The sequence below is a fragment of the Streptosporangium fragile genome (assembly GCF_039534445.1).
GTDB classification, from domain to species: domain Bacteria; phylum Actinomycetota; class Actinomycetes; order Streptosporangiales; family Streptosporangiaceae; genus Streptosporangium; species Streptosporangium fragile.
The window spans coordinates 23,510-49,325 of record NZ_BAAAVI010000041.1 but is presented as its reverse complement, the minus strand read 5'-3'; the positions used below and the strand labels follow the sequence as shown (position 1 = coordinate 49,325).

Here is a 25,816-nt window from a genome sequence, read left to right as displayed (position 1 = left end):
CGGCGCGTCGCGCGGCTATCGTGAGATCCCATAACGTGGTGCGGGCGGCCCGGCCCCCATGGTCCCGCCGTGGACGAGGCCGCCCCCGCGGGCCTCGAAACGGATTCACCCCCCCGGGTGCGAAGCTAAGGAGGCGGTGCGGTGAACCCCGCGACCGCGCTCGCGACCGTCCTGGTCGACGAGCTCGCCCGCTGCGGGCTCACGGACGTGGTGCTCGCACCCGGCTCCCGTTCGGCCCCGCTCGCCCTGGCCGTGCACGCCGACAGCCGCATCCGGCTGCACGTGCGGGTGGACGAGCGCTCGGCCTCCTTCCTGGCCGTGGGCCTCGCCCGGCGCAGCGAACGCCCCGTGGCGCTGATCTGCACCTCGGGCACCGCGGCGGCCAACTTCCACCCGGCGGTCATCGAGGCGCACGAGTCGGGCGTGCCGCTGCTCGTGCTCACCGCCGACCGGCCCCCGGAGCTGCGCGACACCGGCGCCAGCCAGACCGTCGACCAGGTCAAGCTGTACGGCACGTCCGTCCGCTGGTTCAGTGAGGTCGGCGTGCCCGAGGAGCGTCCCGGCCAGGTCGCCTACTGGCGCTCCCTGGCCTGCCGGGCCTACCAGCGCTCGCTGGGCCCGTACGACCCCGGCCCCGTCCACCTGAACCTGGCCTTCCGCGAGCCGCTCATCCCGGACGGCGACGCCTCCTGGTGCGAGTCGCTGGAGGGGGACGCCGCCGGGCCGTGGGTCCGGGCCAGGGTGACCTCCCCACCGGTCGCGCTGCACCTGCCGCCGACCCGGCGCGGCGTGCTGGTCGTCGGCGACGGCGCGACCAACACGCGCCGGTACGTGGCCGCGGCGGGCATGGCCGGGTGGCCGGTCCTGTCGGAGCCCAACGGCGGCGCCCGCTACGGTGACCACGCGATGTCCACCTACCACTTCCTGCTCGGCACCCCGGAGTTCGCCGACCGGCACCGGCCGGACGTGGTGGTCACCCTGGGCCGTCCCGGGCTGTCCCGGCCGCTGCTCGGCTGGATCAGACAGGCCGGCGAGCACATCGTGGTCGCCCCCGACATGACCCGTTGGCCCGACCCGACCCGCTCGGCCACCCAGGTGGCGCAGGCGGTGGAGATCCCGTTCGCCGCGGGCGACGACGCCTGGCTGCACTCCTGGCGCCGCGCCGACGCCGCGGCCCGGGCCGCGATCGACGAGGTGCTGGACGGGGGCGGGCTCAGTGAGCCCCGCCTGGCCCGCGACCTGGCCGAGGCGCTGCCCAACGGGTCGCTGCTGTTCTCCGGCTCCTCGATGCCGATCCGCGACCTGGACCAGGCCATGCGCCCGAGGCGGGGCCTGCGGATCCTCGCCAACCGGGGCGCCGCGGGCATCGACGGCGTGGTCTCGGCCGCCATGGGCGCCGCGCTGGCCCACAACGGCCCCGCCTACGCCCTGATGGGCGACCTGACCTTCCTGCACGACCAGAACGGGCTGATCCTCAGCCCCCGCGAGCCCCGCCCCGACCTGTGCCTGGTCGTGGTCAACAACGACGGCGGGGGGATCTTCTCGCTGCTGCCCCAGGCCGCGCTGCGCGACCCCTTCGAGCGGGTCTTCGGCACCGCGCACGGGGTCGACCTGGCCTATGTGGCGGCCGCCACCGGCACGCCGTACACCTTCGTCGACGAGCCGGGCCAGCTGGCCAAGGCGCTGCAGGGGGAGGGGGTGCGGGTCGTGGAGGTCCGCACCGAGCGGGAGTCCAACGCGGTGCTGCACGCCATGATGCGCGACGCGGCCCACGCCGCCGTCCGCGACGTCCTGTGACCCCCGCCCGCCTCCTCCCGCGTCGGTGGTGACTGTCAGGTCTGGGGATGTGCGGGCGTGGCCGCCCGGTCACGGTGGGTGGTAAGACCCAGCGTGAAGGGAAGCACCATGCGACCTGACATCAACCTGTCCGCCCACGAGACGGTGGCCACCTTCGGCACCTACGCCGAAGCCCAGCGGGCCGTGGACCGGCTGTCGGACCAGCGGTTCCCGGTCGAGCACACCATGATCGTCGGGGTCGACCTCCGGCTCGTCGAGCGGGTGCTCGGGCGGCTGACCTACCTCCGGGCGGCCGGCATGGGCGCCGCCTCCGGTGCCTGGTTCGGTCTGCTGATCGGCCTGTTCCTCGGGATCTTCACGCCCGGCAGGCTCTTCCTCACCCTGGCCCTGTGGGGCCTGCTCTGGGGCGCCGTGGCCGGAGCGGTCTTCGGCCTGATCGCCCACGCCATGTCCGGCGGGAAGCGCGACTTCCTGTCCGCCGACGCCCTGGTCGCCGAGCGCTACAACCTGCTCGTCGCGGCCCCGCACGCCGCCGAGGCGCGCAGGCTGCTCAACATCGAACTGCCCCAGCAGGTCCGTCAGCAGATCTGACCCGGCGTCTCCCGTGGCAGGTACCGCGAAGGACCTGCGCGGGACGGAGACGCGGGCGGGGCCGCCCCCGGCGACCTGTACGCCGAGGTGCGGATCATGGTGCCGCGCCCGGCCAGGTCTACGTGACGCAGCGGCTCCCCCGCCTGCTGGACGCGGCCGAGCGGGAGGCCGACCGGCTCAGGGACGAGTACGTCCCGGTCGAGCACCTGCCGATCACCCTGCCGGAGGAGGGCAGTCCGGGCGCCGCAGGCCGGCGCGGTCCGTGTTCGTCCCGGCGCGCGGCCCCCGGGCGGGGTCCGTCAGCGGCGGCGGATGTCCGCCCCAGCGTCGGCCCGGGTCGCGAGCCCGGCCAGTTCGACCCGCGAGTGGATGCCCAGCTTGCGGAAGACCTGCCGCAGGTGGAAGGCGACGGTGTGCTCGCTGATGAACATCTGCTCGGCGGCCTGCCGGTTCGTCAGCCCCTGGGCGACCAGGCCGCAGACGGCCCGCTCGGTCGCGGTCAGGCTGGTCCAGCCCGACACCGGATGCTCGGTCCTGACCCAGTGACGGCGCCGCTCGCCCAGCCGGCGGAGCCTGCCCCGCACCCGCGCCGCGTCGCGGACCGCCGCCGCGGCCTCGTAGCAGGTGAGCGCGGTGTCGAGGCTCTCGACCGCCTGCGCGCGGCAGCCGGGGTCGGCGCCGAGCAGCACGCCGAGGTCCTCCGCGGCGGAGCCCCTGGCCCACATCTCGGTGTGGTCGGCCACCACCCGGCGCAGCGCCTCGGGGTCGCCCTCGCGCAGGGCACGCGCGTGCCCCGCGGCCACCGACGGGTTGGGCAGGCCCGGGTTGCGCCAGGCGATGCCCTCGGCCGCGTCCACGACGGCGTCGGCGCGGTGCCGGTCGTCCACCGCCATCGCCACCCGCACCAGCCACGCGGCGGCGGTCGGCTCGCTGGTCAGCGCCCCGGTGTGCCGGGGCAGGGCGTCGTAGACTCCGCCGAGGGAGCTCATCCCGCGCGCCGCGCCGCCGCAGGCCTCGCTGATCCGCCCGGCCGTCAGCTCCGAGCGCAGCCGCGTGTACGGCGGCACGCCCCGCGCCGACCTGGCCGGGTCGTGCTCCAGGTACCGCACCGCGCCGGGGACGTCCCCCGCGCGCAGCGACGCGGTGCCGAGCACCGACACCGCCGAGGACGCCAGGGCCGGGGCCGCCAACGTCCCCGCGGCGGTCAGCCCGGTCTCGGCGTGCTCGATCGCACTGCCCAACCGGCCCGCGGCCAGGTCCAGGCGGGCGCGCAGCACGGGGATCTCGGCGGCCCACACGGGATCGTCCCCCGCCTTCTCCGCGGCGTCCGCGATCACCGCCTCCGCCTCGTCGAGCAGCCAGAGGTCGGTCAGCATCGCCGCCAGCACGGCCCGCGGGTGCCGGTGGAGCCCTTCGGACGGCAGGTCCGCGGCCTCGCGCGCCAGGTCCAGCCCCCGCGAGAGCCGGCCCTCGTCCCAGGCGAGCAGGGCCAGGTTCGTCAGCGGCTCCGCCGTGGCCCCGTCGGCGTGCCGGAACCCGGGGCCCGCCCGGCCGCGCGGGCGACGGCCGATCTGCTCCTGCAGCGCCCGCCGCACCGGCGCGGGAACCCGCTCGACGACCGACCGCCACAGCAGTTCGTGCCGGAAGGCCAGCTCGTCGGGGGTGGCGTCGAGCACGCCCGCGTCCAGCGCCTCCTGCAGCGGGGGGAGCAGCGCCGCCGGGGTCTCACCCAGCATCTCGGCCGCGTACGACGGGGAGAACGAGCGCCCGAGCACCGCCGTGGCCTCCAGGACGTGCCGGGTCTTGGCGTCCAGCTCCTCCAGGCGTCGCCGCACGGCGGTGTGCACCCGCCGCGGCAGCCCCGCCCCGGGGGCCGCCGTACGGGACAGGCACGCGGCGTCCGCCCCGACCACGACGGCGCCCTCCTCGCGCAGCCCGGTCAGGAGCGCGAGGAGCAGGAGCGGGTTGCCACCCGCCTGGGTGGCCAGCTCGGCCAGTCTCCCCTCGGGGGGCGCGCCCAGCGTGTCGGCGGCGAGCTCGGCCATCGCGTCGCCGTCCAGCGGGCGCAGCACGATCCGCCCGGCTCCCTCCTCCTCCAGCAGGTCGAACAGCCGGCCCGCGTCGTGCGCGGCCGTGTTGCGGCGGGCCAGCAGCCACGCCACGGGCCGGGCCGCCAGCCACGACGGCAGCGTCCGCAGGGCCATGAGCGTGGCCGGGTCGGCCCACTGGAGGTCGTCCAGGGTCACCAGCAGCGGTCCCGCGGCCGACCTCCTCTCCAGCGAGAGCCGCACCTGCTCGGCCAGCCACAGCACCAGCCCCGGCCCTTCGACGCAGGCGCTCCTGGCGACGGCCGGCAGCGCCGGGCCCTCCCGCAGCGCCCACAGCAGCGGTCCGAACGGGGCAGGCCGTCCCAGTTCGTCGGCCCGCCCGCGCGCGACGGCCGTCCCCCGCGCGGCCGCGACGCTCGCGGCCTCGTCCAGCAGCAGCGTCTTCCCTATGCCGGGCTCGCCCTCGACGAGCAGCACGTTCGCGGTCGTGCCGGCCACGTTCCCCAGGACGGTGAGGGCCGTGGCCCACTCATCCCGGCGGCCGCGCACGGCTCGGTCCCCGATGTGATCTCATACGGGAGAGTTTTCCCCCCGGTGGTTCCCCGCCACCATGTTCGGGCGGGACCGTCCGGAGAGAAGGATCTCCGGCCGCGACCTGGCCGGCCCGGGCCGCCTCCGCCGGCCCGGCGCCTCCGTCACCCGGAGCCGGGCGCCGGGACACCTCGCGAGGGCCCGCCGCCGCGGGCATCCCGGCGCCGCTCAGCGCTCGATGAGCGTGACCTCCAGGGAGTAGTGGGAGGCGCGGTAGACGTGGGAGCCGTGCTCGACGGCCCTGCCCTGGTCGTCGTAGGTCGTGCGGAGCATCGTGAGCAGCGGGGCACCGCGCCGCTCGTCCAGCAGTCTCGCCTCGGCCGCGGTGGCCGCCCGCGCCCCCATGCGCTGGTTCGCCACGCGCATGCGCACCCCGGCCGAGCGCAGCAGCTCGTACAGCCCGCGTTCCTGCAGGCTGTCGGCGGTCAGCGGGGCCAGGCCGGAGGGCAGCCAGTTGTGCAGCAGCGCCAGCGGCTCCCCGGCGGCGTAGCGGATCCGCTCGATGCGCAGCACCTCGGTGCCGGGTGCCAGGCCGAGGATCACGGCGATCTCCTCCTCCACCGGGACGGACTCCAGGGCCAGCACCCGGGTGGCCGGCTCCTGGCCGGCCCGGCGCAGGTCGTCGTAGAGGCTCGTCAGCTCGACCGAGCGCTTGACCTGGCCGTGCACCACCTGGGTGCCCACGCCGCGCTTGCGCACCAGCAGGCCCTTGTCGACCAGGTACTGGATTGCCTGGCGGACCGTCGGGCGCGACAGGCCCAGCTGGTCGGCCAGCAGGATCTCGTTGTCGAGCCGGGCGCCGGGGGTCAGTTCGCCGCGGCGGATGGCCTCGGAGATCTGCTCGGCCACCTGGAAGTAGAGCGGCACCGGGCTGGACCGGTCCAGATCTATGGTGAGCCTCGCGCTCATTCGCCCTCCTGGTTGATGCGCACCGCGGCCAGGGTAGCGGACATCAGAATGTCATGACAAAAACCGATCGAGGTCCGTCGAGACACCCGGCGTTTCTCGTACAGGATGGAGAGCGGGCCACCGGAGCGCGGGCCGGGGCCGGAACCGGGAGGGGCCCGGCCCGCCGCCTCCGCGGCCCGGACGGATTTCTCGCCGCCCGGCGGAGCCCGCGCCGCCGGGCGGTCCGTGAGAGGCGGCCCGCGCAGCAGGAGGAAGCATGGACCTGAGCACCTCGAACGAGCTCTCCGCGATCGCGGCCGAGGCCGCGCGCTCGGTGGGCCCCCGGCTTCGCGAGGCGTTCAGGTCGCGCCCCGCGGTGCAGACCAAGAGCGACTTCCACGACCCGGTGACCGAGCACGACCGCGCCGCGGAGGAGGCCATCCGCGAGATCCTCGGCAAGCGCGTCCCGGGCAGCACGGTCATCGGCGAGGAGGGCGGTGCGGCCGGGTCCGGTGAGATCCGCTGGTACGTCGACCCGATCGACGGGACCGCGAACTTCGCCGCGGGAGTCCCGTTCTTCTGCGTGTCGATCGCCGCCGCCGTGGGGGACGAGCTGGTCGCGGGGGTGGTGTACGACCCGCTGCGCGACGACGAGTTCCGGGGCGACCTGGGCGGGTCCTGGTGCAACGGGGTGCGGCTGCGCAGCGCCGGGGCCGTGCGGGACCGGGAGGCGATGCTGCTGACCAGCTACCCCACCCCGGGAGACCTGGCCGAGGGAGGGGAGGAGGCGCTGCGCCGCTTCGGGCGGTGCGTGGTGTCCTTCGCCTCCACGCGCCGTCCCGGCAGCACCGCGCTCAAGCTGGCCCACGTCGCGGGCGGCTGGGCGGACGTGGCCTACGGGAGCAGGGTCAGCCCGTGGGACGTGGCGGCGGGGGCGCTGCTGATCCGGCAGGCGGGCGGGGTCTTCATCCCGTTGGACGGATCGCTTTTCGAGCCGGGTGGCTATGTCGCCCACGTCGCGGGGTTCGACCTGGCAGGATCGGCCGTGGGCGGCCTCGCCTTTCCCGGCGGTACCACCTGAGGGCGTTCCCGGCGGTCCCGTCCGGGGGAGTCCCCGGCGGTCCCGTCCGGGGGAGTCCCCGGTGGCCCGGCCGGGGAGGTGGGCGCCACGCCGGGCGGCCGAACCGTCCACACCGGTATTACCTATTGATCCTATAGGAAATAGGGGTAAACTTGTCGTCCCGTCGCACGAAGGAGCCGCCATGAGCCGGGAGCCGGGCACGAGCCGGGAGCAGGAGGGCGAGGGGCCGCCGGCCACCGCCGTCGAGGCCGCGCGCTGGATCCGCTCCGCGGCCGTGGACGACGCGCGGGGGCGGCACTGGCGGGCCAACCCCGACCCCCGGGGCCGGGCCGCCATGCCCGACCATCCGCTGTCGCTGTACTCGGGGGCGGCCGGGATCGTGGTGTTCTTCCTGGAACTCGCCGCCGCCACCGGTGACGAGAGCTACCTCGACGACGCCGTGGCCGGGGCCCGCTACCTCGCCGCCACCTGGCGGGAGCAGGCCGACCTCTCCCTCCACCACGGGCTGGCCGGGGTGATGTTCGCGCTCGCGGAGACCGGGTGGGCCACCGGCGAGCACGCCTTCGAGACCGAGGCCGGGGAGATCGGCGACCACATCGTGCGCGCGGCCCGGTCGATCGACGGCGCGCCGGGCTGGACCGGTGACCCCGCCCAGCGCGGTGACGGCGGGATCGTCCTGGGGTTGCTGCACGCGGCGGGCATCCTGGGGGTGCCCGCCTACCAGGAGGTCGCCGTCGAGGCCGGCGCCCGCATCGCCGCCCTCGTCGTCCCCGGGCACCGCTTCGGCGAGGGAGCCTGCGCCGATCTGCCGCTCGACGCGGTCACCCCGGGCTTCCTATCCGGCACCGCCGGCACCGCCTTCCTGCTCGCCCGCCTGTACGGCCTGACCGGTGAGGGCGCCTTCCTGGGCGCCGCCCGCCGCGGGGCCGACTTCGTCCGCGCGGTCAGCACCGTGACCGAACGGTGCGCCCTGGTCCCGCACCATCTTCCGCAGGGCCGCGACCTGCACTACCTGGGGTTCTGCTCGGGGTCCGCCGGGGTGGCGCGGATGTTCTACGAGCTGTACCGGGTGGCGGGCGACGCCGCCGACCTCGACTGGGTCGAACGGCTGGCCAGGGGCGTCGTCCGCAGCGGCGCCCCGGCCCGGCGGACCGGCGGCTACTGGGACTCGGCCTGTCAGTGCTGCGGCACCGCGGGCCTGCTGGAACTGTTCGTCGGGCTCTGGGCGGTGACCGGCCGCCCCGACCACCTGGAGTTCGCCCGCACCCTGGGGGAGAGCCTGACCGGCCGGGTCACCCGCCACGACGGGCGGGGCGCGCGGTGGTACCAGGTCTACCGGCGCCTGCGCCCCTGGGAGGTCACCGCCGACACCGGCTACATGGTCGGCGCCGCCGGCATCGGTGCCGCCCTGCTCCACCTGGACGCCACCGCGCACCCGGAGCGGGCCGGGCGGCTCATCCTGCCGCCGGACAACCCGTTTCCGGCCATCCCCGTGCCGGGCGCCACGCTCCGCCGCTCATGACGGTCACGGGCGCACGCCGGCGTACGGGGTCGGCCGGCACGCACGTGGGAGACACCCGCGCGTCCAATCCTGCGCATCCTCCGGCAGCGTGTACCGTCAAGCATCAAGGCTCTCACCGCGCCCGGTGCCCCTCACCTGCCCTTTCACGCGCATTCCGGCACTTTCGACCGTGCCGTTCCCGACGGGGGGAGGCGGCGGACGCCGGCATCCCCCCGTGCGGAAGGCCCTGAAGAACGATGTCGTCCCCTGGTCGTCAAGGGACGGCCAGGCACGTGACCACGATTGGTGATTCTCCATGAGCGCAGCGGAAGCCCTGCCTACCCTCGGTGTCGTGCTGACCATCGAGGACTTCCTGCCCGACCCCGACCAGTCGACCGTGGCGATCGAGCCCGCCCGTCCGGGCGAGGGCCACTGGGCCGGCGCGCCGAGCGCGGTGGAGAGCGACGGAAAGATCTACCTCGCCTACCGGCTGCGCCGCCCGGTCGGCGAGGGGCGCGGCTACGCCGTCGTCGTCGCCCGGTCCTCCGACGGTGAGCGGTTCGAGACCCTGCTCACGATCAGCAGGGAGGAGATGGACACCGAGTCGCTGGAGCGGCCCACCCTGGTCCGCACCCCCGAGGGACGCTGGCGGCTCTACCTCAGCTGCGCCACCTACGGCAGCAAGCACTGGCGGGTGGAGATGCTGGAGGCCGACGATCCGTCCGGGTTCCGCGCCGAGCGGAGCCAGGTCGTCCTCCCCGGCGACCCCAAGACGGGCGTCAAGGACACGGTGATCGTCTGGCATGACGGCCTGTGGCACCTGTGGGCCTCCTGCCACCCGCTGGCCGAGCCGGACGAGGCCGACCAGATGGTGACCGACTACGCCACCAGCGTCGACGGCGTCGAGTGGACCTGGCAGGGCACGGCGCTCAGCGGCCGGCCCGGCAGCTGGGACGCCCGGGGTACCCGGGTGGCCGCCGTCCGCTTCCTGGGCGACGAGGTCGTGGCCTTCTACGACGGGCGGGCCACCGCCGCGGAGAACTACGAGGAGAAGACCGGCGTGGCGGTCGGCGCCGACCCGGCCCTGCTCACCCAGGTCGGCACCGTGCCCGCCGCGGCCTCGCCGCACGCGGGCGGCGGGCTGCGCTACCTGGACATCGTGGACCTGCCCGGCGGCGGGCGGCGGCTCTACTACGAGTACACCCGCGCGGACGGCGCCCACGAGCTCCGCACCGAGCTGCGCTGACGTGCCCGCACCGGGCGTCGGCGGGCCGCCGCGGACCGCCTTCGGGGCACCCCGGCCGCGGTCCGCGGCGGCCGGCGAGGTTCGCGGGCAGGGTGCCGCTAGGGGTGGGGGCGGCCGTTGCGGGCCTGCCGCTGACCGTCGGGGCGGGTGCCCACCAGCCCGCCGGAGCGCTCCCGGGGGAGCAGCCAGTCGCTGAAGTCCTCGCCGGTCACCCGTTGCAGCAGCGCCACGTCCTCGGTGAAGTAGCCGAGCAGCCTGGCCCGCTGCTCCCAGGTCAGCGGCTGGCGGGAGCGGGCCCGCTGCTGGAGCCGGCGCTCCAGCGGGTCGGTCAGCGCCCCGCTCGCCCGCGGCGGCAGGAACCGCTCGATCGCCGCCCCCACCCGCAGCGCCCGCGACAGCACCCGGTGGCCGCGGGTGGGTTCGGGATGGGCGGTCACGTTCTCCCGGGGAACCTCGGTGATGACGCCGGTCTCGACGCCGAGGAAGCGGCAGATCCGGTCGAGGGTGTCGACGGGACGGTCGACCAGGTCGCGGTAGCGGAAGACCAGCACCTGCTCGCGGGGGAACAGGGTGTACAGGTGGCTCAGCTGCTCGCCGTACCTGCCCAGGGAGACGTAGTGCCAGAAGGGCGCCCAGCCCGCCCTGACGCGCCGCTCCTCCTCGGCGCAGGCCCGCACCACGTCGCCGATCGGTTCCAGTCCGGCCGACCACAGGTGGGTCCAGTTGGAGTGGGCGCGCTCCACCGGGTCGCGCAGCACGACGATGAGCCTGGCATCCGGGATCAGCTTCCTGACGCGCTCCTGCGCCCGGAGGTCGTACAGGTAGAACGGGGTGGACTCGCCCCGTAGCGTGCCCGCGGGGGCCGCCGAGAACAGGGCCTCGTAGTCCTCGCGCCGCCAGATGTGCTCGCGGTAGGTCTGGGCGTCGCCCGGACCTCCCCGGGTCGGCGGCGGGCCGTCGCTGAGGAAGAACTTCGGCTCCTTGACCGCGGACAGGAAGAGGCCCGGGTGCCGGGCCAGTGCGGCGTGCAGGGCGGTGGTTCCCGCCTTGGGGGCACCGATCGTGAGGAAATCCGGCAGGGGCATCGTTATTACCCTTAATCCCTACTGATATTATCGCAAATATAATCCCTTTCCGGGCAAAGGCAAGGCCCCGGAAACGGAGACCGAGGGACTCCTCGGTTGCGGGGATGTGGCTGTCGGTGGCGGCGCCCGCATCCCGGGCGCCGGCATCTCGTCCCTTTCGGTGAGTGGAGTGCTCTTTCTCCTCTTTGTCAGCGAAAGCGATGATTTGTCGCTTTATGGGGAGCCAGAATGTCTATGCCCTCTTTCCGGGTGGTTAGACCTGGGCGGCGATGTTCACGTTCTGTCATGAGATGGCGACGATAAGTCAAAAGTCAGGTAACAGGATGTATGAATGTCATGACATAGAGACGAGTCTGGGGATGAAGAGGCATCCGCCCTAAGTGCGTAAGTCCTAATGTCACGACAAATCATTGACACGTAGGTAATGCGTTGGTTACAAACCAGGGACGGGGCGGATCCGGCGAGACAGCGCACGGAGGTTACCGATGAAAAGGACGACAGGACTGGTCGTGGCGGCCGTGCTGGGCTTGTCCACCCTGGCCGGCTGCTCGAGCGGGCGGGGCGGTGACCAGGGCGCCACGGTGCCCGCGGGCGCCGCGAACGCCGCCGCGCCGGCGGCGGAGGGCACCTTCGCCGTCATCACCCACGCCAGCGCGGGCGACGCCTTCTGGGACGTGGTCAAGAACGGCGCCGAGGCGGCGGGCAAGCGGTACGGCGTCACGGTGACCTACCAGGGCGACGGGGACCCCGCCCGGCAGTCCCAGCTCATCGACCAGGCCGTCAGCCAGAAGGTCGACGGCATCGTGGTCTCCATGGCCAACCCCGACGCGCTGAAGGAGGCCGTCGGCAAGGCCGTGGCCGCGCGGATCCCGGTGATCACCATCAACTCCGGCGGCGATTTCTCCCGGGAGTTCGGCGCGATCACCCACGTCGGCCAGTCCGAGGACGTGGCGGGCCGCGGCGCGGGCGAGAAGCTCAAGGCCGAAGGGGTCACCAAGCTGCTCTGCGTCATCCACGAGGCCGGGAACGTCGGTCTCGACCAGCGCTGCAACGGCGCGACCAAGGGGCTGGGCGGCACGGTCGAGCGACTCCAGGTCGACGTGGGCAACCTGGCCGACGCCACCTCCAAGATCAAGGCCAGGCTCCAGTCCGACCCCTCGCTCAACGGCGTGCTCACCCTGAACCCGGCCGTGGCCGTGGCCGCCCGTGACGCGATCGCCGACGCCGGCTCGGCGGCCAAGCTCGGCACCTTCGACCTGTCGGCCGACGTGGTCGCCGCGATCCGGGACGGCGAGGTGCTGTTCGCGGTCGACCAGCAGCAGTACCTCCAGGGCTGGCTGCCGATCACGTTCCTGGTCCTCTACAAGGAGAACCTCAACACCGTCGGCGGCGGCCTCCCGGTCAACACCGGCCCGGGCTTCGTCACCAAGGACAACGCCGAGCAGGTGGCCAAGCTGGCCGAGAACGGCACCCGGTGACCGTCGCGGACGAGCGGCTGGCCCGGACCGGGCTGACCCGGCGCCTGCTCATCCGGCCGGAGCTGGGCGCCGTGGTCGGCGCGTTCGTGGTCTTCGCGTTCTTCGCCGGCCAGTCGGCCACGTTCCGCTCGGTCGACGGCCTGGCCAACTGGCTGGACCCGGCCGCCACGCTCGGCATCATGGCGGTGGCGATCGCGCTGCTGATGATCGGCGGCGAGTTCGACCTGTCCGCCGGGGTGCTCACCGGCACCACCGGCCTGATCATGGTGATCCTCGCCACCCGGTACGGCCTGTCGGTGTGGACCGCGATGCTCGCCGCCCTGGCCGCGGCGCTGCTGATCGGCTTCCTCAACGGGCTGATCGTGGTCCGCACCCGCCTGCCGAGCTTCATCGTCACCCTTGCCACCTTCCTGATGCTCCAGGGGGTCAACCTCGGCGTCACCAAGGCGCTGACCGGTACCGTCCAGGTCGGCGGCCTGCGCCGGGCCGAGGGGTACGAGGAGGCGCGGGCCCTGCTCGCCGGGACCGTCCCGCTCGGCGGGACCGACTTCCGGGTGGCGATCGCCTGGTGGGTCGCCGTCACCGCCCTGGCCACCTGGGTGCTGACCCGGACCCGGCCCGGGAACTGGATCTTCGCGGTGGGCGGCGACGAGCAGGCCGCCCGCGCGGTCGGCGTCCCCGCCGAGCGGACGAAGATCGCGCTGTTCATGACCACCGCCGTCGCCGCCTGGCTGGTCGGCTCGATCATGGCGCTGCGCTTCACCTCGGTCCAGGCCAACTCCGGCATCGGTCAGGAGTTCGTCTACATCATCGCGGCGGTGATCGGCGGCTGCCTGCTCACCGGCGGGTACGGCTCCGCGATCGGCGCCTCCGTCGGCGCGATGATCTTCGGCATGGCCGACAAGGGCATCGTCTTCGCGGGCTGGGACGCCGACTGGTTCACGTTCTTCCTGGGCGCCATGCTGCTGCTGGCCACCCTCGCCAACCGCTTCGTACGCCGCTACGCCGAGGAGGTGAAGCGTTGACCGGACCGGAGGAGATTCGGCCGGACGCCGTCCCCGGGACGGGCGGGCCGGGAACGGCCGTCCCCCTGCTGGAGGTCAGGCGCGCGGGCAAGACGTTCGGCGGGGTGATCGCGTTGCGCGACGTCTCCACGCGGGTGCGCGCGGGCGAGGTGACCTGCGTCCTCGGCGACAACGGCGCCGGCAAGTCCACACTCATCAAGATCCTGTCGGGCGTGTACGTCCCCGACTCCGGGGAGTACCTGGTGGACGGCGCCCCCGCCGCCTTCGGCAGCCCCCGCGACGCCCTCGACCGCGGCATCGCCACGGTCTACCAGGACCTGGCGATGATCCCGTTGATGTCGGTCTGGCGGAACTTCTTCCTCGGCTCCGAGCTCTCGCGCGGCTGGGGCCCGCTGCGCCGCTTCGACGTGGTCCGGGCCAGGCGCGTGGTCCGCGAGGAACTGCGCTCCATGGGCATCGACATCCGCGACGTCGACCAGCCGGTGGGCACCCTGTCCGGCGGCGAGCGCCAGTCCGTGGCGATCGCCCGCGCGGTGTACTTCGGGGCCCGCGTGCTCATCCTGGACGAGCCCACCTCCGCGCTGGGCGTCAAGCAGGCCGGCGTCGTCCTGCGCTACATCGCCCAGGCCCGCGACCGGGGACTGGGCGTCGTCTTCATCACCCACAACCCCCAGCACGCCTACCCGATCGGTGACCGCTTCCTGGTGCTCAACCGGGGGACCAGCCTCGGCGAGTACGGCAAGGGCGACATCACCCGGGACGAGCTCACCTCCCTGATGGCCGGCGGGGCGGAGCTGGAGCAACTCGCCCACGAGCTGGGCCGTCCCGATCCGGCCGGCTGACCCCGCGCCGGTAGCCTGTCCGGGTGCACGAGCCGTACCTGACCCCGGAACACCTCACCGAGCACGAGTTCGAGATCAAGCGGTCGCGGTTCCTGTGCGCGGTCGCTCCGGCGTCCTCCGAGGAGGCGGCCAGGGAGTTCGTGGCCGGCCGCAGGCGCCTGTACGGCGACGCCACGCACAACTGCTCGGCCTACGTGATCGGCGGCGACCGCCGGATCCAGCGGGCCGACGACGACGGCGAGCCGGGCGGCACGGCGGGCACCCCGATGCTGGAGACGCTGCTGCGCCGGGGGATCTCCGACGCGGTGACGGTGGTCACCCGCTACTTCGGCGGGGTGAAGCTCGGCGCGGGCGGCCTGGTCCGTGCCTACGGCTCGGCCGTCGGCAAGACGCTGGACCTCACCCCGCTGGTCGAGATGGTGCCCGCCCGGGTCGTGACGGTGACGGTCGACCACGTCCGGGCCGGACGGCTGGAGAACGACCTGCACGCCTCGCCGTACGAGGTCAGGGAGGTCGGCTACGGCGCCGAGGTCGCCTTCCGCGTCGCGGTGCGCGAGTCGGACCTGCCGGCCTTCCCCGGCTGGATCGCCACGCTGACCGCCGGGCGGGCGGCGGTCGAGGAGGGCGAGACGGTCCACCTCAGGAAGGCCTGACCCCGGTCTCCGCGGAGCCCGGCCGGGGACGGCGGCGCGGACGGGCCGCGCCGCCGGGCGAGGGAAACGTGGGATAGGTCACACTTCTGTATCACTCGTCGCCGCGCGCCGGCCCGCGCGCCGGCCCGCCGGCGACCGGCACGGGCTCTCGGAACGCGCGCCGCGTCCTCGGCGGGACGCCGGATATGCCCGGTGACGTGCTGAAACGATGGCGAACCGCCGAAAGTGCGCGCCGGACGCCGGTCCACGCCGGGCCGCGCCGCGGGCGCCTGGGGTTTTCCGCAGCCCGCCGCTGGGGTGCGTCCGGGCGAAGGTCGACGGCGTTCCTCATGCACGCCGTATCCAGCTCTCCGTAGCCTTGTCCCTATGAGTTCACCGAATGTCGACGGAATCGCCGGATGGGCGATCAACCTCATGGAGACCCTGGGCGCGCCCGGAGCGGGGCTGGCCATTGCGCTGGAGAATCTGTTCCCGCCGCTGCCGAGCGAGGTGATCCTGCCGCTGGCCGGATTCACCGCGAGCAAGGGGAACATGGGGCTGTTCGACGCCGTGCTCTGGACGACACTCGGGTCGGTGGTCGGCGCGCTGGCGCTCTACGGGGTCGGGGCACTGCTCGGCCGGGAGCGAGTGATCGCCATCGCCTCGAAGCTGCCGCTGGTGAGCGTCGCCGACATCGAGAAGACCGAGGCGTGGTTCGCCCGGCACGGCAAGAAGAGCGTCTTCTTCGGCCGGATGATCCCGATCTTCCGGAGCCTCATTTCGATCCCGGCCGGGATCGAGCGCATGCCGATCAGCATTTTCACCCTCCTCACCACGTTGGGCAGCCTGATCTGGAACACGGCGTTCGTGATGGCCGGGTACCTGCTCGGTGAGAGCTGGACCCTGGTCGAGGACTACATGGGGATCGTCTCCAAGGGCGTGCTCGCCGTGGTCGTGCTCGCCGCGGTGGTCTTCGTGGTGGTCCGGATCTCCGACAGGCGCAAGGGCAAGCACCACGCCCAGTCGTGACCGCGGTCGCCGGGGCCGGCCGGGCGCTGGCCGGGCTCGCGCTCGGGGTGCCCTCGGCCCTGGCCGAGCTGGCCTTCCTCCTCCTGGCCGGTCCCTTCCTGCTCCTGCCGCGGGCCCGCCCGCGCGTGCTGGCGGGCGCCGTCCGGCTGGCCGGCGCCGAGGTCCTGCGGCTGAGGCTCCTCGGCGAGCGGGAGGTGTCCGGGTACGACGGGCGCCGGGCGGTGCGCTACCTGGCCTGGCGCTGGCCGCTCGGGGTGCTCGGCTGCCTGTTGCTGATCCTGCTGGGGGTCGGGGCCGGCAGCGTCGTGCTCATCGCCTGGCGCTGGGCCCGCGGTGAGCCGTTCGACGGCATGGTCGCCTCTCCGCCGCTCGCCCTCTACTTCCTGGTCGCCGGGTCCGTCCTGCTCTTCCTGGAGGTGATGGGCCTGGCCGGGCTCGTCGGCCTGGAGCGGCGGGTCGCCCGGCAGGTGCTGGGGCCGAGCCCCACCGAGCTCCTCGAACGCCGCATCGCGCAGCTGGCCGAGACCCGCTCGGGCATCGTGGCCGCCGTCGACCAGGAGCGCAGGCGTATCGAGCGTGATCTACACGACGGGGTCCAGCAGCGCCTGGTCGCGCTGGCCGTGCTGCTCGGCCGCGCGCGCAGGGGACGCTCGCCCGAGCTGCTCGACGACCTGCTCCGCCAGGCCCACGACCAGGCCGGTCAGGCGCTGGCGGACCTGCGGGACGTGGCCTGGCGGGTCTACCCGACCGGCCTGGACTCCCTCGGGCTCGGGGACGCCGTCGCCACGGTGGCCGAGCGGGCCGGGCTGCCCGTGGCCGTGCGCTACGGTCTCGACGGGCGTCCCGCCCCGCAGGTGGAGACGGCGGCCTACTTCGTGGTCTGCGAGGCGGTCACGAACGCGGCCAAGCACGCGGCGGCCGGTTCGGTCACCGTCGAGATCCTCAGGGAGGGAACGATGATCGTCGTGCGCGTCCGCGACGACGGGCGCGGCGGCGCCGACCCCGCGGGCGGCGGGCTGTCCGGCCTGGCCCGCAGGGTGGCCGCGCTGGACGGCCGGTTCCGTGTCGACAGCCCGCCCGGCGGGCCCACCGAGGTCGTCGCGGAGCTGCCGTGCGCGTGATCCTCGCCGAAGACTCCACGCTGCTGCGTGAAGGGCTGGTCCGGTTGCTGGTCGAGGAGGGGCACGAGGTCCCGGCCGCGGTCGGCGACGGCGAGGCGCTCCTCGCCGCCGTGGCCGAGCACCGGCCCGACATCGTGGTCGCCGACGTGCGGATGCCGCCGGCCCACACCGACGAGGGACTGCGGGCGGCGCTGGAGATCCGGCGCCGCTGGCCGGGCACGCGCGTGCTGGTCCTGTCGCAGTACGTCGAGAAGCGGTACGCCACCGAACTGATGAGCGGCGACATCGACGGGGTGGGCTACCTTCTCAAGGACCGGGTGGCCCAGGTCGCCGACTTCCTCGACGCGCTCGACCGTGTCGGGGCCGGGGGAGCGGCCTTCGACCCCGAGGTGGTGCGCCAGCTCCTGGCCCGCACCACCCACGCGGACCCGCTCGGCCGCCTCACCGCGCGCGAGCGCGAGGTGCTCGACCAGATGGCGCAGGGCTGCACCAACGCCTCCGTCGCCGAGCGGCTCAACGTCTCGCAGAGCGCCGTGGAGAAGCACGTCAACGCCATCTTCGACAAGCTCGGCCTGTTGCACGTCACCGGTTACAGCCGCCGGGTCCTCGCCGTGCTGCGTTACCTCGGGTCCTGACGGGATCCCGGCGGGGCGGTGCGGCACCGCATCCCGCCCCGCGGGATGCGGGACGGCGCGGCGCTCAGCGTCCGAAGGCGTCGCCCTCCGAGGCCTCGGTCAGGTCGCTGGGCCAGAGCCGGTAGACGTTGAGACGCGTCTCGTAGTACTTGTCCGTCTCGCCCACCCACTGCATGCCGAGGCGCTTGGCCGTGGCGGCGCCGCGCTCGTTGTCGACCCGGACGACCGCGACCAGCTCGTGGGCGCCGATGGAGAACGCCCACCTGGCCAGTTCCCGGCCCGCCTCGGTGGCGTAGCCGTGTCCCCAGACGTCCGGGGCGAGCTGCCAGCCGATCTCGATGTCCTCCTCGTCCGGCGGCAGGTATCGCAGCGAGAGCCCGCCGATCACCCGCTGGTCGGATGTGCGGACGATCGCCCAGCGGCCCAGCGGGGGCGCCAGCGTGTCACGGTCGCGCACCCACGACTCCAGCAGGGACCGCATCCCCTCCTCGTTCTCGATCCGCTTCACGGCCGGGGAGAGCCCTCGGATGACCTCGGGCGCGCCGTAGACCGCCAGGGCTTCATGGGCGTCGTCGGGACTCCAGTCGCGGACCGTGAGACGGTCTGTGGTCAGTAGCGCCATGGTCTTCCTCTCCCTGACGAGCGGGCCGGCCGCGCGGTGGGGCGGTGAGAGAACGTCGAGCAGAAGAAACCGACGGATTTGTGTCGGAAATGTCCGAAGTGTTGCCACTGCGAGCGTACGCCCATGCGTCCGGCGGGGAACAGACGCGGTTGGGCGAACATTCAGTCACCCTCCGTGCTCGCGTGCCACCCCCGTGCCGCCCCCGTGCCGGTCCGCCGTGCCGGTCACGCGGCCGGTCCGGCATGTCCGGTCACGCGCGGTACCCGGGCGGCGGGCCGGGCGCGGGTCAGCCCTCCAGGGCGTACTGCATCACACGCAGCTTGGCCTGGGCCTCGGCGAGTTCGGAGCCGGGGTCGGAGTCGCCCATGATGCCGCAGCCGGCGAACAACCGGGCGTTGCGGCCCTCGATCTGGGCGCAGCGCAGCGCGATGCCCCACTCGCCGTCCCCCCGCGCGTCGATCCAGCCGACCGGTCCGGCGTACCCGGCCCGGTCCATGCCTTCCAGCTCGCGGATGACGCCGAGCGCCGCCTCGGTGGGCGTGCCGCCGACGGCGGCGGTGGGGTGCATGGCCGCCACCACGTCCAGGACGGAGGTCCCGGCCGCGAGCCGCCCGGTCACCGGGCTGGCCAGGTGCTGGACGTTGGAGAGGACCAGGAGCTCGGGCGCCTCGGGGATCTTCAGCTCGGCGCAGAGCGGGCTCAGCGCCTCCCGGACCGACTCCACCGCGCAGGTGTGCTCGTAGCGGTCCTTCTCCGAGGCGAACAGGGCGGCGCCGCGCGCCATGTCGTCGACCCGGTCGGTGCCCCGGGGGATCGTGCCGGCCAGCACCAGCGACTCGATGGTCTCCCCGGTGCGCCGCACCAGCAGCTCCGGGGTGGCGCCGACCAGCCCCGCGCAGGAGAAGGTGTAGCACTCCGGGTAGCGCCGGGCCAGGCGGGCCAGGAGCAGGCGGACGTCGATCGGCCGCTCCGCGGTGGCGGTCAGGTCGCGGGCGAGCACGGTCTTCTCCAGCAGGCCCGACCTGATCCGGCGTACGGCGCGCGCCACGGCGTGCTCCCACTCGGGGGCGGTCAGGCTGCCGTCCCCGTACCGGATCCGGCCCGGGTCGCGCAGCGGGGTGACGGCGTCGAGCCGCTGCTCGCCGACGGTGGTCAGCCAGGCGCGGCCGTCACGCCGGACGAGGACCGTCCGGGGGATGACGAGCACCGATCCCGGTGATTCGGGGTCGAAGGTGAACGAGCCGAAGGCCAGCGGGCCGGAGCCGGGGGCCGCCACGTCGTCGTCGACGAGGGCCTCGGCGAACATGGCCGACAACCGGTCGCGGGCCCAGTCGAAACGCCGGGGGCCCGGCGGGACGGCCACACGCGCGGCCTCACCCCAGGCGACGAGGCCCTCCCCGTGCCTTATCCAGGCGTAAGGGGCGGCCTCGGGAAGCCGGCCGAACAGGTCGCCGGGATCGTCGACGAGGGTGGTTCTCACCACAAGGGGACGGGTCAATCCGAGCGTTACACTCACCCCCGCCACTCTATGCCGGAAACTGAACGTGTTCGACAGTGACTCCCCGGCCGGCACCGACGCCACGGTCCGTCAAGAAAACCAAGGCACTCGGTCAAGAGAGGACGCCCCGCTGTCCTGCGGTGATACATCCGAAGCAGACGTGATCTCTCACCGGAGGTGCCATGCTGCGCAGGACTGTGACCGCATTCACAGGGGTGGTGCTCGCCACCCTCCCGGCCGTCCCCGCGGGGGTCGCGGGGGCCACGGCCGCGGAGCCCTGGCGGCCGGTGGTGATGGCCGCGGTCGGCGACTCCATCAGCGCCGGGTTCAACGCCTGTGGCTGGTACGTCCGATGTGTCTCGCATTCCTGGTCGGCGGGCGACGACCCGTCCGTGCAGAGCCATTACATGAGGCTGCTCGACGCCGACGACACCCTCTACCGGAACAACGTGAACCTCGCGGTGCCCGGGGCGACCAGCGCCGACCTCGCCGGGCAGATGGAGAAGGCGGTGGCCCGGCGGGCCGACTACGTCACGCTCCTGATCGGCGCCCAGGACGCCTGCGTGTCCGACGAGCGCCGGATGACCCCCGTGTCCGTCTACCAGAGGCGGATCGCCGACGCCCTTCAGCTGTTCCGGGCCGGGAGGCCGGAGGGCAGGGTGTTCGTCGCGAGCATCCCCGACATCAAGCGGCTCTGGCAGGTCGGCAAGGACAGCCTGGTGGCGCGTGGTTTCTGGGCGATCGGCCGCATCTGCCCCACCATGCTCTCGCGGCCGACCTCGACGTCCGCGGCCGACCGGGCCCGGCGCGACCGGGTGCGCGCCCGGGTGGCCGGCTACAACGCCGCCCTCGCCAGGGTCTGCGCGGCCTACGGCCCGGCCTGCAGGTTCGACGGCAACGCCCTGTTCCGTCAGGAGTTCACGCTGGACCACATCAGCAAGTGGGACTACTTCCACCCCAACGCCGCGGGCCAGCGGCTGATCGCGCAGCGCACCTTCGCGGCGGTTCGCGACTGGTTCGAGGAGGACCGGCAGCCCGCGCCCGCTCTCTGACGCCGGGCCCGCCGTCCCCGGTCTCCGCGCGGTGCCCGCCGTCCGGGTACCGCGCCGATGCTGAATCTACACCGTAAAGCAGCCTGGAGCTCAGCCCGCCAGGGCGGCGAGGACGGCGGCGGTCTCCTCGGGCTTGGAAAACATCGGCCAGTGGCCGGTCGGCAGCGCGGCGAAGCTCCACTCGGGGCCGGCGAGCGCGGCGAAGGACGGGTGGCCCGCGTCGATCATCGCGTGCACCTGCTCCAGCGGGAACGAGCACGCGACCAGCGTCTTGGGCAGCGCGTCCGCGCCGCCTTTGAGCGCCAGCGGCTGGGTCATCGCCCCGTACGGCTGGGGCGTGGCGCGGGAGGCGAACCACGCGCGCTCGGCCTCGCCCAGCCCCTCCAGGCCGGCCCCGCTCCGCTCCTGCTCCTCCCAGGAGATCAGCGGGTAGCCCACCCCGCCGCCCCGCTCGGCGACCCGCTTCTCGACGAACGCCCGCCACTCGGGTTCGTTGACGTCCATCCAGGCCATGCCGTCGGCCAGCGGGCCGCTGTCGAGGTAGACGATCCTGGCGACGCGTTCGGGGATCCGGTCGGCCGCGCCGGTGACCGGGCCGCCGGCCCCGCTGTGCGCCACGAGGATCACGTCGTGCAGGTCCGCGTAGGTGATGACGTGGACGATGTCCTGGATGTGGGTCTCCAGGTCGACCCCCGGGCCGGCCAGGTGCACCCGGTCGCCCAGGCCGGTGAGCGTGACCGGGTGGACGTCGTGCCCCGCCGCGCGCAGCGGCCGGGTGACCTTCTCCCAGGCCCACGCGCCGAGCCAGAAACCGGGGACCAGGACGTAAGTGCTCATGTTCTCTCCCTTGAGTGCCTGATCTCACCGTAGGATCGCATCCGGACAGCTTCAGTCCTGATTTCCAAGGATTTTTCATGACGGTCTCTCGCGTGCTCGCCCTGCTGGAGGTGCTGCAGGCCAGCCCCGGGCTGACCGGCCCGGAACTCGCCGCGAGGCTGGAGGTGGACGAGCGCACGATCCGGCGCTACGCCGCGCGGCTCTCCGAACTCGGGGTGCCGGTGCGGGCGGAGCGGGGCCGCTACGGCGGCTACCGGCTGCTGCCCGGCTACCGGCTGCCGCCCCTCATGCTCACCGACGACGAGGCCACGGCCGTGGTGCTCGGGTTGCTGGCCGGGCGGCGGATCGGGCTGGCGGTGGGGGAGGCGGCCACCGAGAGCGCGCTGGCCAAGATCCAGCGGGTGCTCCCGCGCCCGCTGCGCGAGCGCGTCGACGCGGTGCCGGAGACACTGAGCCACACCGCCGCCGCGGCCCGGGCCGGTACCCCGAAGGCGGCTCCGCTCCTGGCCCTCGCCGACGCCGCGCGGCACCGGGTGACGGTGCGGCTGGCCTACCGTTCCTGGCGGGGCGAGGAGTCCGAGCGTGACCTGGACCCCTACGGGATCGTCTTCCACGCGGGGCGCTGGTACGTCGCGGGGTTCGACCACGGCAGCGGGGAGGTGCGGACCTTCCGGGTCGACCGGGTGGCGGGCGCCGCGCGCACCGGGCGGGGATTCGAGACGCCGGCGGGCTTCGACCCGGTGGCGCACGTGGTGGGGTCGCTCTCGGCGGTGCCGTACCGGCACGAGGTCAGGGTGCTGCTGGAGACGAGCCTGCCGGAGGCGGCCGCCCGGATTCCCGCCGCGACGGCGACGCTGACCGAGACGTCCGGCGGGGTGCTGCTGGCCGCCCGGGCCGAGCGGCTGGACGGGATGGCGCAGATGCTCGCCGGGCTCGGCTGGCCGTTCACCGTGATCACCCCGGACGGGCTGCGCGACGAGGTCAGGGCGCTGGCCGCCCGGCTCGCCGCCTTCGCCTCCGCCGCCCCGCCCTGAGCGCGGCGACCGGCGCCGGACGCCCTGGTCCCGCCATTCGTTTCATCCCGGACGGTTAACGGCGGACGACCCGTCAGGAAAGACGGTTAACGGCACGTGTTCCGCCGGGAAATCCGAGCGAGGTCCTTACGCTTTCCGGGGGCTTACCGCCGCCCGTACGGCTTCGCCGGCCGAACCGCCCGCCCGGGAGCCGCCCACCGGAACGACCCGCCCGGCAGGCCGCCCGTCCGGGAGCCGCCCGCGCGGACGCCGGCGGGCGGGACGGGCCCGGTCCGGAAGGCGACGGCCTTCACGCGGGAAACGCGCGGGAAACGCTCGGGAAACATACGATGGACGAGAACGGCCGATCGTCGAAAGAATCCGCTGCTCGCCCCGGGACAGGCTTTTCGCTGCGAACGATCAGGCTCGCCGGAATGCGGGGCGAAAACTTCAGCTTACGAGAAAAACAGTTCTCATAACTCCCCTCCGCGGACGATGTCGGTCATCTTCCGGGTTGATCACTTCTCCCGGGAGGATTGCTATTCTCGGCGGGCACTGGAAAACCACCCGGAGAGCGCCGGCCCGTGTCCGATCCACCCCACGTCCAGCCTCCAGGAACCCACCACCCCGCCCATGCCCGCCCCTCACCGAGGCTCTCGGGCGGTGGTCGTCGAACCACGCGAGCCGCCGCTCCGCCGGCCGCCCGCACCTTTTCTCCGCATCTCCCGGCCGGCGGCCCGGCGGAGCTTCCCCGACGGCCCGATCGGCATGCCGTCTCCCGCGGGACGGGGCGGCACGAGCGGCACACCGGCCGGCCTCCGGGCACCCGGATGCCGCGGCACGCCCGGGGACCGGTCGCGCCGCGGACGTACGGTCTCCGTCCGTCTCCCGTCTCCTCTCGACACGTTCAAGACACGACCGTCAGCGCGCCACCGGCCTGCTGAGGGGACCGTGAACCCAGGGGGAACAGATCTTTGGCAGTTCACCATGCATCGCCGCCGGCCACGGTCGCGTTCCGCGTACTCGGCTCGTTCGAGGCGGTGGCGGAGGGGACGCGGATAGCGCTGGGAGGCCCGCGGCAGCGTTCCGTGCTGGCTCGGCTCATGCTGGCTCGCGGCCAGGTCGTTCCCGTGGAACAGATCATTGACGATCTGTGGCACGGGCAGCCGCCGCCGAGCGCGCTCGCGACGACCCAGGCCTACGTCTCCAACCTACGCCGGGCGCTGGAGGCCAGGCGGGACACGCGGATGTCCGCCGGGTTGCTGGTGCGGGTGTCTCCCGGTTACGCGCTGCGGGCCGTGGAGGTGGACGCCTGGCGTTTCGAGGAGCTGGTGCAGCAGGGTGCCATGCTGCTCGGCGCGGACGACGCGGTCGCGGCGACGGGGAAACTCGACGAGGCGCTCGCCCTGTGGCGTGGCCCGGCCTACCAGGAGTTCGCCTTCGCGGACTGGGCGACGGCCGAGATAACACGCCTCGACGAGCTGCACGCCACGGCGATCGAGCAGCGCGCGGCCTCGATCATGCGGCAGGGGATGGCCGCCGCCGTGGTGGCCGACCTGCGGGCGCACGTCGCCGCGCACCCGCTCAGGGAGGAGGGGTGGCGGCTGCTCGCGCTGGCGCTCTACCGCGCCGGTCGTCAGGGTGACGCCCTGACCTCGCTCCGCGAGGCGCGTCACACCCTCGCCGAGGAACTCGGCGTGGACCCCGGTCAGGCGTTGCGCCGGCTCGAAGCCGACATGCTGGCCCAGTCGCCGGTGCTCGACGGCGCCATGGCCCACGCCTTCGAGCACGACCCGGCCGAACACGGTGTCGCGCTGACCGGGCGGGCGGACGCCGCCCGGCCCTCCGAGGGAAGCGGGCCGCCCGGCAGCCGGCTGTACGGCAGGGAGGAGCAGATCGCCGCGCTGCTGGATGACCGGGTACGGCTCGCGCTGATCGGCGGAGGAGCGGGCATGGGCAAGTCCGCACTCGTCGAGGAGGCCGGCGTACGCCTGACCGCGCAGGGGCGGCAGGTCGCCGTCGGCCGCTGCCCGGAGACCGGGGGAGCGCCGGCCGGTTGGCCGTGGGTGGAGATCTGCCGCTCTCTCGGCGAGCGGGTCGCTCCCGACGAGGTGGTGACCGGACGGCTGGTGGCTCTGCTCGAGGACCGCGGCCCCGGCACCGGTGAGGACCTCGCCGCCGGGTGGTTCCGGCTGCGCCGCGCCATCGCCTCGTACCTGGCCGAGGTTTCGCGGATCGCACCGCTTGTCATCGTGCTGGAGGACCTCCACCGGGCCGACGACGAGACCGTCGTCACCCTGTTGCACCTGACCGCCGAGCTGCGCGGGACGCGCACCTCGTTCCTGGTCACCTACCGCGACGACGGGGAGAAGGACCTTTCCGGCCCTTTCGCGGCTCTGGCCAGGCTGGAGCCGTTGCGCCTCCCGCTGCCCGGCCTGGACGCCGCCATGACCGGTGAACTGCTCGAGGCCGTATGCGGTCACCAGGTCTCCCCGGAGACCGCCGCCATCGTGTCCGAGCGCACCGGCGGCAACCCGTTCTTCATCCGCGAGACCGCCAGGCTGATCGGCGCGGCGGGTGAGACCGCGGCCCGGTCGGGGGTTCCCGAAGGGGTCCGTGACGTGCTGCGCCACCGCCTGGCCCGCCTCCCGGAGAACGTCCGGACCGTCCTCCGTGAGGCGGCGGTGATCGGCGGGGAGATCGACGTGGACGTTCTGGCGGAGATGCACGACGGCGGCGCGGAAGCCGTGGTCGACGCGGTCGAGGCGGCCCTCGCGGCCGGGCTGGTGGTGGAGCCGGGGGCCGGCCGCCTGCGCTTCGCCTACCCCCTGATCCGCGATCTCCTCTATGAGGGCATGTCCCGTCTGCGCCGGTCGCGCACCCACGTCCGGGTGGGGGAGGCGATGATGCGTCTGCGGCCCACCGAGGTGGCCGCGCCGGCCCGGCATCTCACGTCCGGTGCCGTGCCGGGGAAGGCCGCCCGCCCCGGCGCCCCGGCTGCCGAACGGGTCGAGCGCCGCTATGCCCGCCGGGAGACGGCCGCGTTCTGGGAGCAGGCGCTGAGGTCGCGCACCCACGACACCCCGGGCGCGGGCCCGTGGCCGGATCCCCTCGGCGACGGCCTTCGGCCACGCGGCCAGGCGGGGTGACGACGGGCGGGGTGACGGCGCCGGGGCCTCACTTCCCGGCGCCGTCGACGGGGCG

Annotated in this window: 21 protein-coding genes; 15 read left to right on the top strand and 6 right to left on the bottom strand. The window is 73.7% G+C overall.

What is annotated here, in order from left to right:
* Positions 1–141 precede the first annotated feature (141 nt).
* Together menD and ABD841_RS25185 are read left to right on the top strand one after the other, a co-directional pair.
* Positions 142–1,797, top strand: coding sequence for a 2-succinyl-5-enolpyruvyl-6-hydroxy-3-cyclohexene-1-carboxylic-acid synthase (menD, locus tag ABD841_RS25190; RefSeq protein ID WP_344976631.1), 1,656 nt, complete (start codon positions 142–144; stop codon positions 1,795–1,797).
* 108 nt (positions 1,798–1,905) lie between these two features.
* A complete protein-coding gene (locus tag ABD841_RS25185; RefSeq protein ID WP_344976628.1) occupies positions 1,906–2,388 on the top strand; it encodes a YflT domain-containing protein in 483 nt (160 codons plus the stop codon).
* Between the two features lie 299 nt (positions 2,389–2,687).
* Here ABD841_RS25185 and ABD841_RS25180 read toward each other — a convergent pair whose 3' ends face one another.
* Both ABD841_RS25180 and ABD841_RS25175 read right to left on the bottom strand, forming a co-directional pair.
* Positions 2,688–4,985: an ATP-binding protein gene (locus tag ABD841_RS25180; RefSeq protein ID WP_344976625.1), complete on the bottom strand. Its 2,298-nt coding sequence runs from the start codon at positions 4,983–4,985 to the stop codon at positions 2,688–2,690.
* 210 nt (positions 4,986–5,195) lie between these two features.
* Entirely contained in the window at positions 5,196–5,936 is a 741-nt protein-coding gene (locus ABD841_RS25175; RefSeq protein ID WP_344976622.1) for a GntR family transcriptional regulator, read from the bottom strand.
* 256 nt (positions 5,937–6,192) lie between these two features.
* On the opposite strand from ABD841_RS25175, the gene ABD841_RS25170 reads away from it, so the two are divergent.
* From ABD841_RS25170 to ABD841_RS25160, 3 genes are all read left to right on the top strand, one after another.
* The gene (locus ABD841_RS25170; RefSeq protein WP_344976618.1) at positions 6,193–6,996 is read left to right on the top strand and encodes an inositol monophosphatase family protein; all 804 of its coding nucleotides are present in this window, start codon (positions 6,193–6,195) and stop codon (positions 6,994–6,996) included.
* 181 nt (positions 6,997–7,177) lie between these two features.
* Positions 7,178–8,518: a lanthionine synthetase LanC family protein gene (locus tag ABD841_RS25165; RefSeq protein ID WP_344976615.1), complete on the top strand. Its 1,341-nt coding sequence runs from the start codon at positions 7,178–7,180 to the stop codon at positions 8,516–8,518.
* A gap of 295 nt (positions 8,519–8,813) precedes the next feature.
* Positions 8,814–9,743 carry a glycoside hydrolase family protein gene (locus ABD841_RS25160; RefSeq protein WP_344976612.1) on the top strand — a complete coding sequence of 310 codons (930 nt, stop codon included), beginning with the start codon at positions 8,814–8,816 and terminating at the stop codon, positions 9,741–9,743.
* Positions 9,744–9,841: 98 nt separating this feature from the next.
* On the opposite strand, the gene ABD841_RS25155 is transcribed toward ABD841_RS25160, so the two are convergent.
* Complete coding sequence (locus tag ABD841_RS25155) at positions 9,842–10,828, bottom strand: sulfotransferase family protein (protein WP_344976609.1); 987 nt, start codon at positions 10,826–10,828, stop codon at positions 9,842–9,844.
* 485 nt (positions 10,829–11,313) lie between these two features.
* On the opposite strand from ABD841_RS25155, the gene ABD841_RS25150 reads away from it, so the two are divergent.
* The 7 genes from ABD841_RS25150 to ABD841_RS25120 all read left to right on the top strand — a co-directional run bounded on the left by ABD841_RS25150 (position 11,314) and on the right by ABD841_RS25120 (position 17,590).
* A complete protein-coding gene (locus ABD841_RS25150) occupies positions 11,314–12,306 on the top strand; it encodes a sugar ABC transporter substrate-binding protein (RefSeq protein WP_344976606.1) in 993 nt (330 codons plus the stop codon).
* On the top strand, positions 12,303–13,331 hold the full coding sequence (locus ABD841_RS25145; protein WP_344976603.1) for an ABC transporter permease: 1,029 nt from the start codon (positions 12,303–12,305) through the stop codon (positions 13,329–13,331). Before ABD841_RS25150 ends, ABD841_RS25145 begins: the two co-directional genes overlap by 4 nt.
* Positions 13,328–14,173: an ATP-binding cassette domain-containing protein gene (locus ABD841_RS25140; RefSeq protein ID WP_425582036.1), complete on the top strand. Its 846-nt coding sequence runs from the start codon at positions 13,328–13,330 to the stop codon at positions 14,171–14,173. The genes ABD841_RS25145 and ABD841_RS25140 overlap by 4 nt, the downstream gene beginning before the upstream one ends.
* Before the next feature lie 23 nt (positions 14,174–14,196).
* A complete protein-coding gene (locus tag ABD841_RS25135) occupies positions 14,197–14,826 on the top strand; it encodes a YigZ family protein (RefSeq protein WP_344976600.1) in 630 nt (209 codons plus the stop codon).
* A gap of 366 nt (positions 14,827–15,192) precedes the next feature.
* Positions 15,193–15,834, top strand: a complete 642-nt coding sequence (locus ABD841_RS25130; protein ID WP_344976597.1) for a DedA family protein — start codon at positions 15,193–15,195, stop codon at positions 15,832–15,834.
* Positions 15,831–16,955: a sensor histidine kinase gene (locus tag ABD841_RS25125; protein ID WP_344976594.1), complete on the top strand. Its 1,125-nt coding sequence runs from the start codon at positions 15,831–15,833 to the stop codon at positions 16,953–16,955. The genes ABD841_RS25130 and ABD841_RS25125 overlap by 4 nt, the downstream gene beginning before the upstream one ends.
* Positions 16,946–17,590 (top strand): response regulator transcription factor, encoded by a 645-nt coding sequence (locus ABD841_RS25120; RefSeq protein ID WP_344976591.1) that lies wholly within the window; start codon positions 16,946–16,948, stop codon positions 17,588–17,590. The genes ABD841_RS25125 and ABD841_RS25120 overlap by 10 nt, the downstream gene beginning before the upstream one ends.
* A gap of 64 nt (positions 17,591–17,654) precedes the next feature.
* Here the strand turns inward: ABD841_RS25120 and ABD841_RS25115 are convergent, their stop codons facing one another.
* Both ABD841_RS25115 and ABD841_RS25110 read right to left on the bottom strand, forming a co-directional pair.
* Positions 17,655–18,212: a GNAT family N-acetyltransferase gene (locus tag ABD841_RS25115; protein WP_344976588.1), complete on the bottom strand. Its 558-nt coding sequence runs from the start codon at positions 18,210–18,212 to the stop codon at positions 17,655–17,657.
* 286 nt (positions 18,213–18,498) lie between these two features.
* The gene (locus ABD841_RS25110) at positions 18,499–19,728 is read right to left on the bottom strand and encodes an isochorismate synthase (protein ID WP_425582035.1); all 1,230 of its coding nucleotides are present in this window, start codon (positions 19,726–19,728) and stop codon (positions 18,499–18,501) included.
* 179 nt (positions 19,729–19,907) lie between these two features.
* Here ABD841_RS25110 and ABD841_RS25105 point away from each other — a divergent pair, with 179 nt between their 5' ends.
* Positions 19,908–20,762 carry an SGNH/GDSL hydrolase family protein gene (locus ABD841_RS25105; protein ID WP_344976582.1) on the top strand — a complete coding sequence of 285 codons (855 nt, stop codon included), beginning with the start codon at positions 19,908–19,910 and terminating at the stop codon, positions 20,760–20,762.
* A 90-nt stretch (positions 20,763–20,852) separates the two neighbouring features.
* On the opposite strand, the gene ABD841_RS25100 is transcribed toward ABD841_RS25105, so the two are convergent.
* Entirely contained in the window at positions 20,853–21,599 is a 747-nt protein-coding gene (locus ABD841_RS25100; protein WP_344976579.1) for an alpha/beta fold hydrolase, read from the bottom strand.
* Between the two features lie 77 nt (positions 21,600–21,676).
* On the opposite strand from ABD841_RS25100, the gene ABD841_RS25095 reads away from it, so the two are divergent.
* Both ABD841_RS25095 and ABD841_RS25090 read left to right on the top strand, forming a co-directional pair.
* Entirely contained in the window at positions 21,677–22,633 is a 957-nt protein-coding gene (locus ABD841_RS25095; RefSeq protein WP_344976576.1) for a helix-turn-helix transcriptional regulator, read from the top strand.
* A 953-nt stretch (positions 22,634–23,586) separates the two neighbouring features.
* Positions 23,587–25,761: an ATP-binding protein gene (locus ABD841_RS25090; RefSeq protein WP_344976573.1), complete on the top strand. Its 2,175-nt coding sequence runs from the start codon at positions 23,587–23,589 to the stop codon at positions 25,759–25,761.
* Positions 25,762–25,816 lie beyond the last annotated feature (55 nt).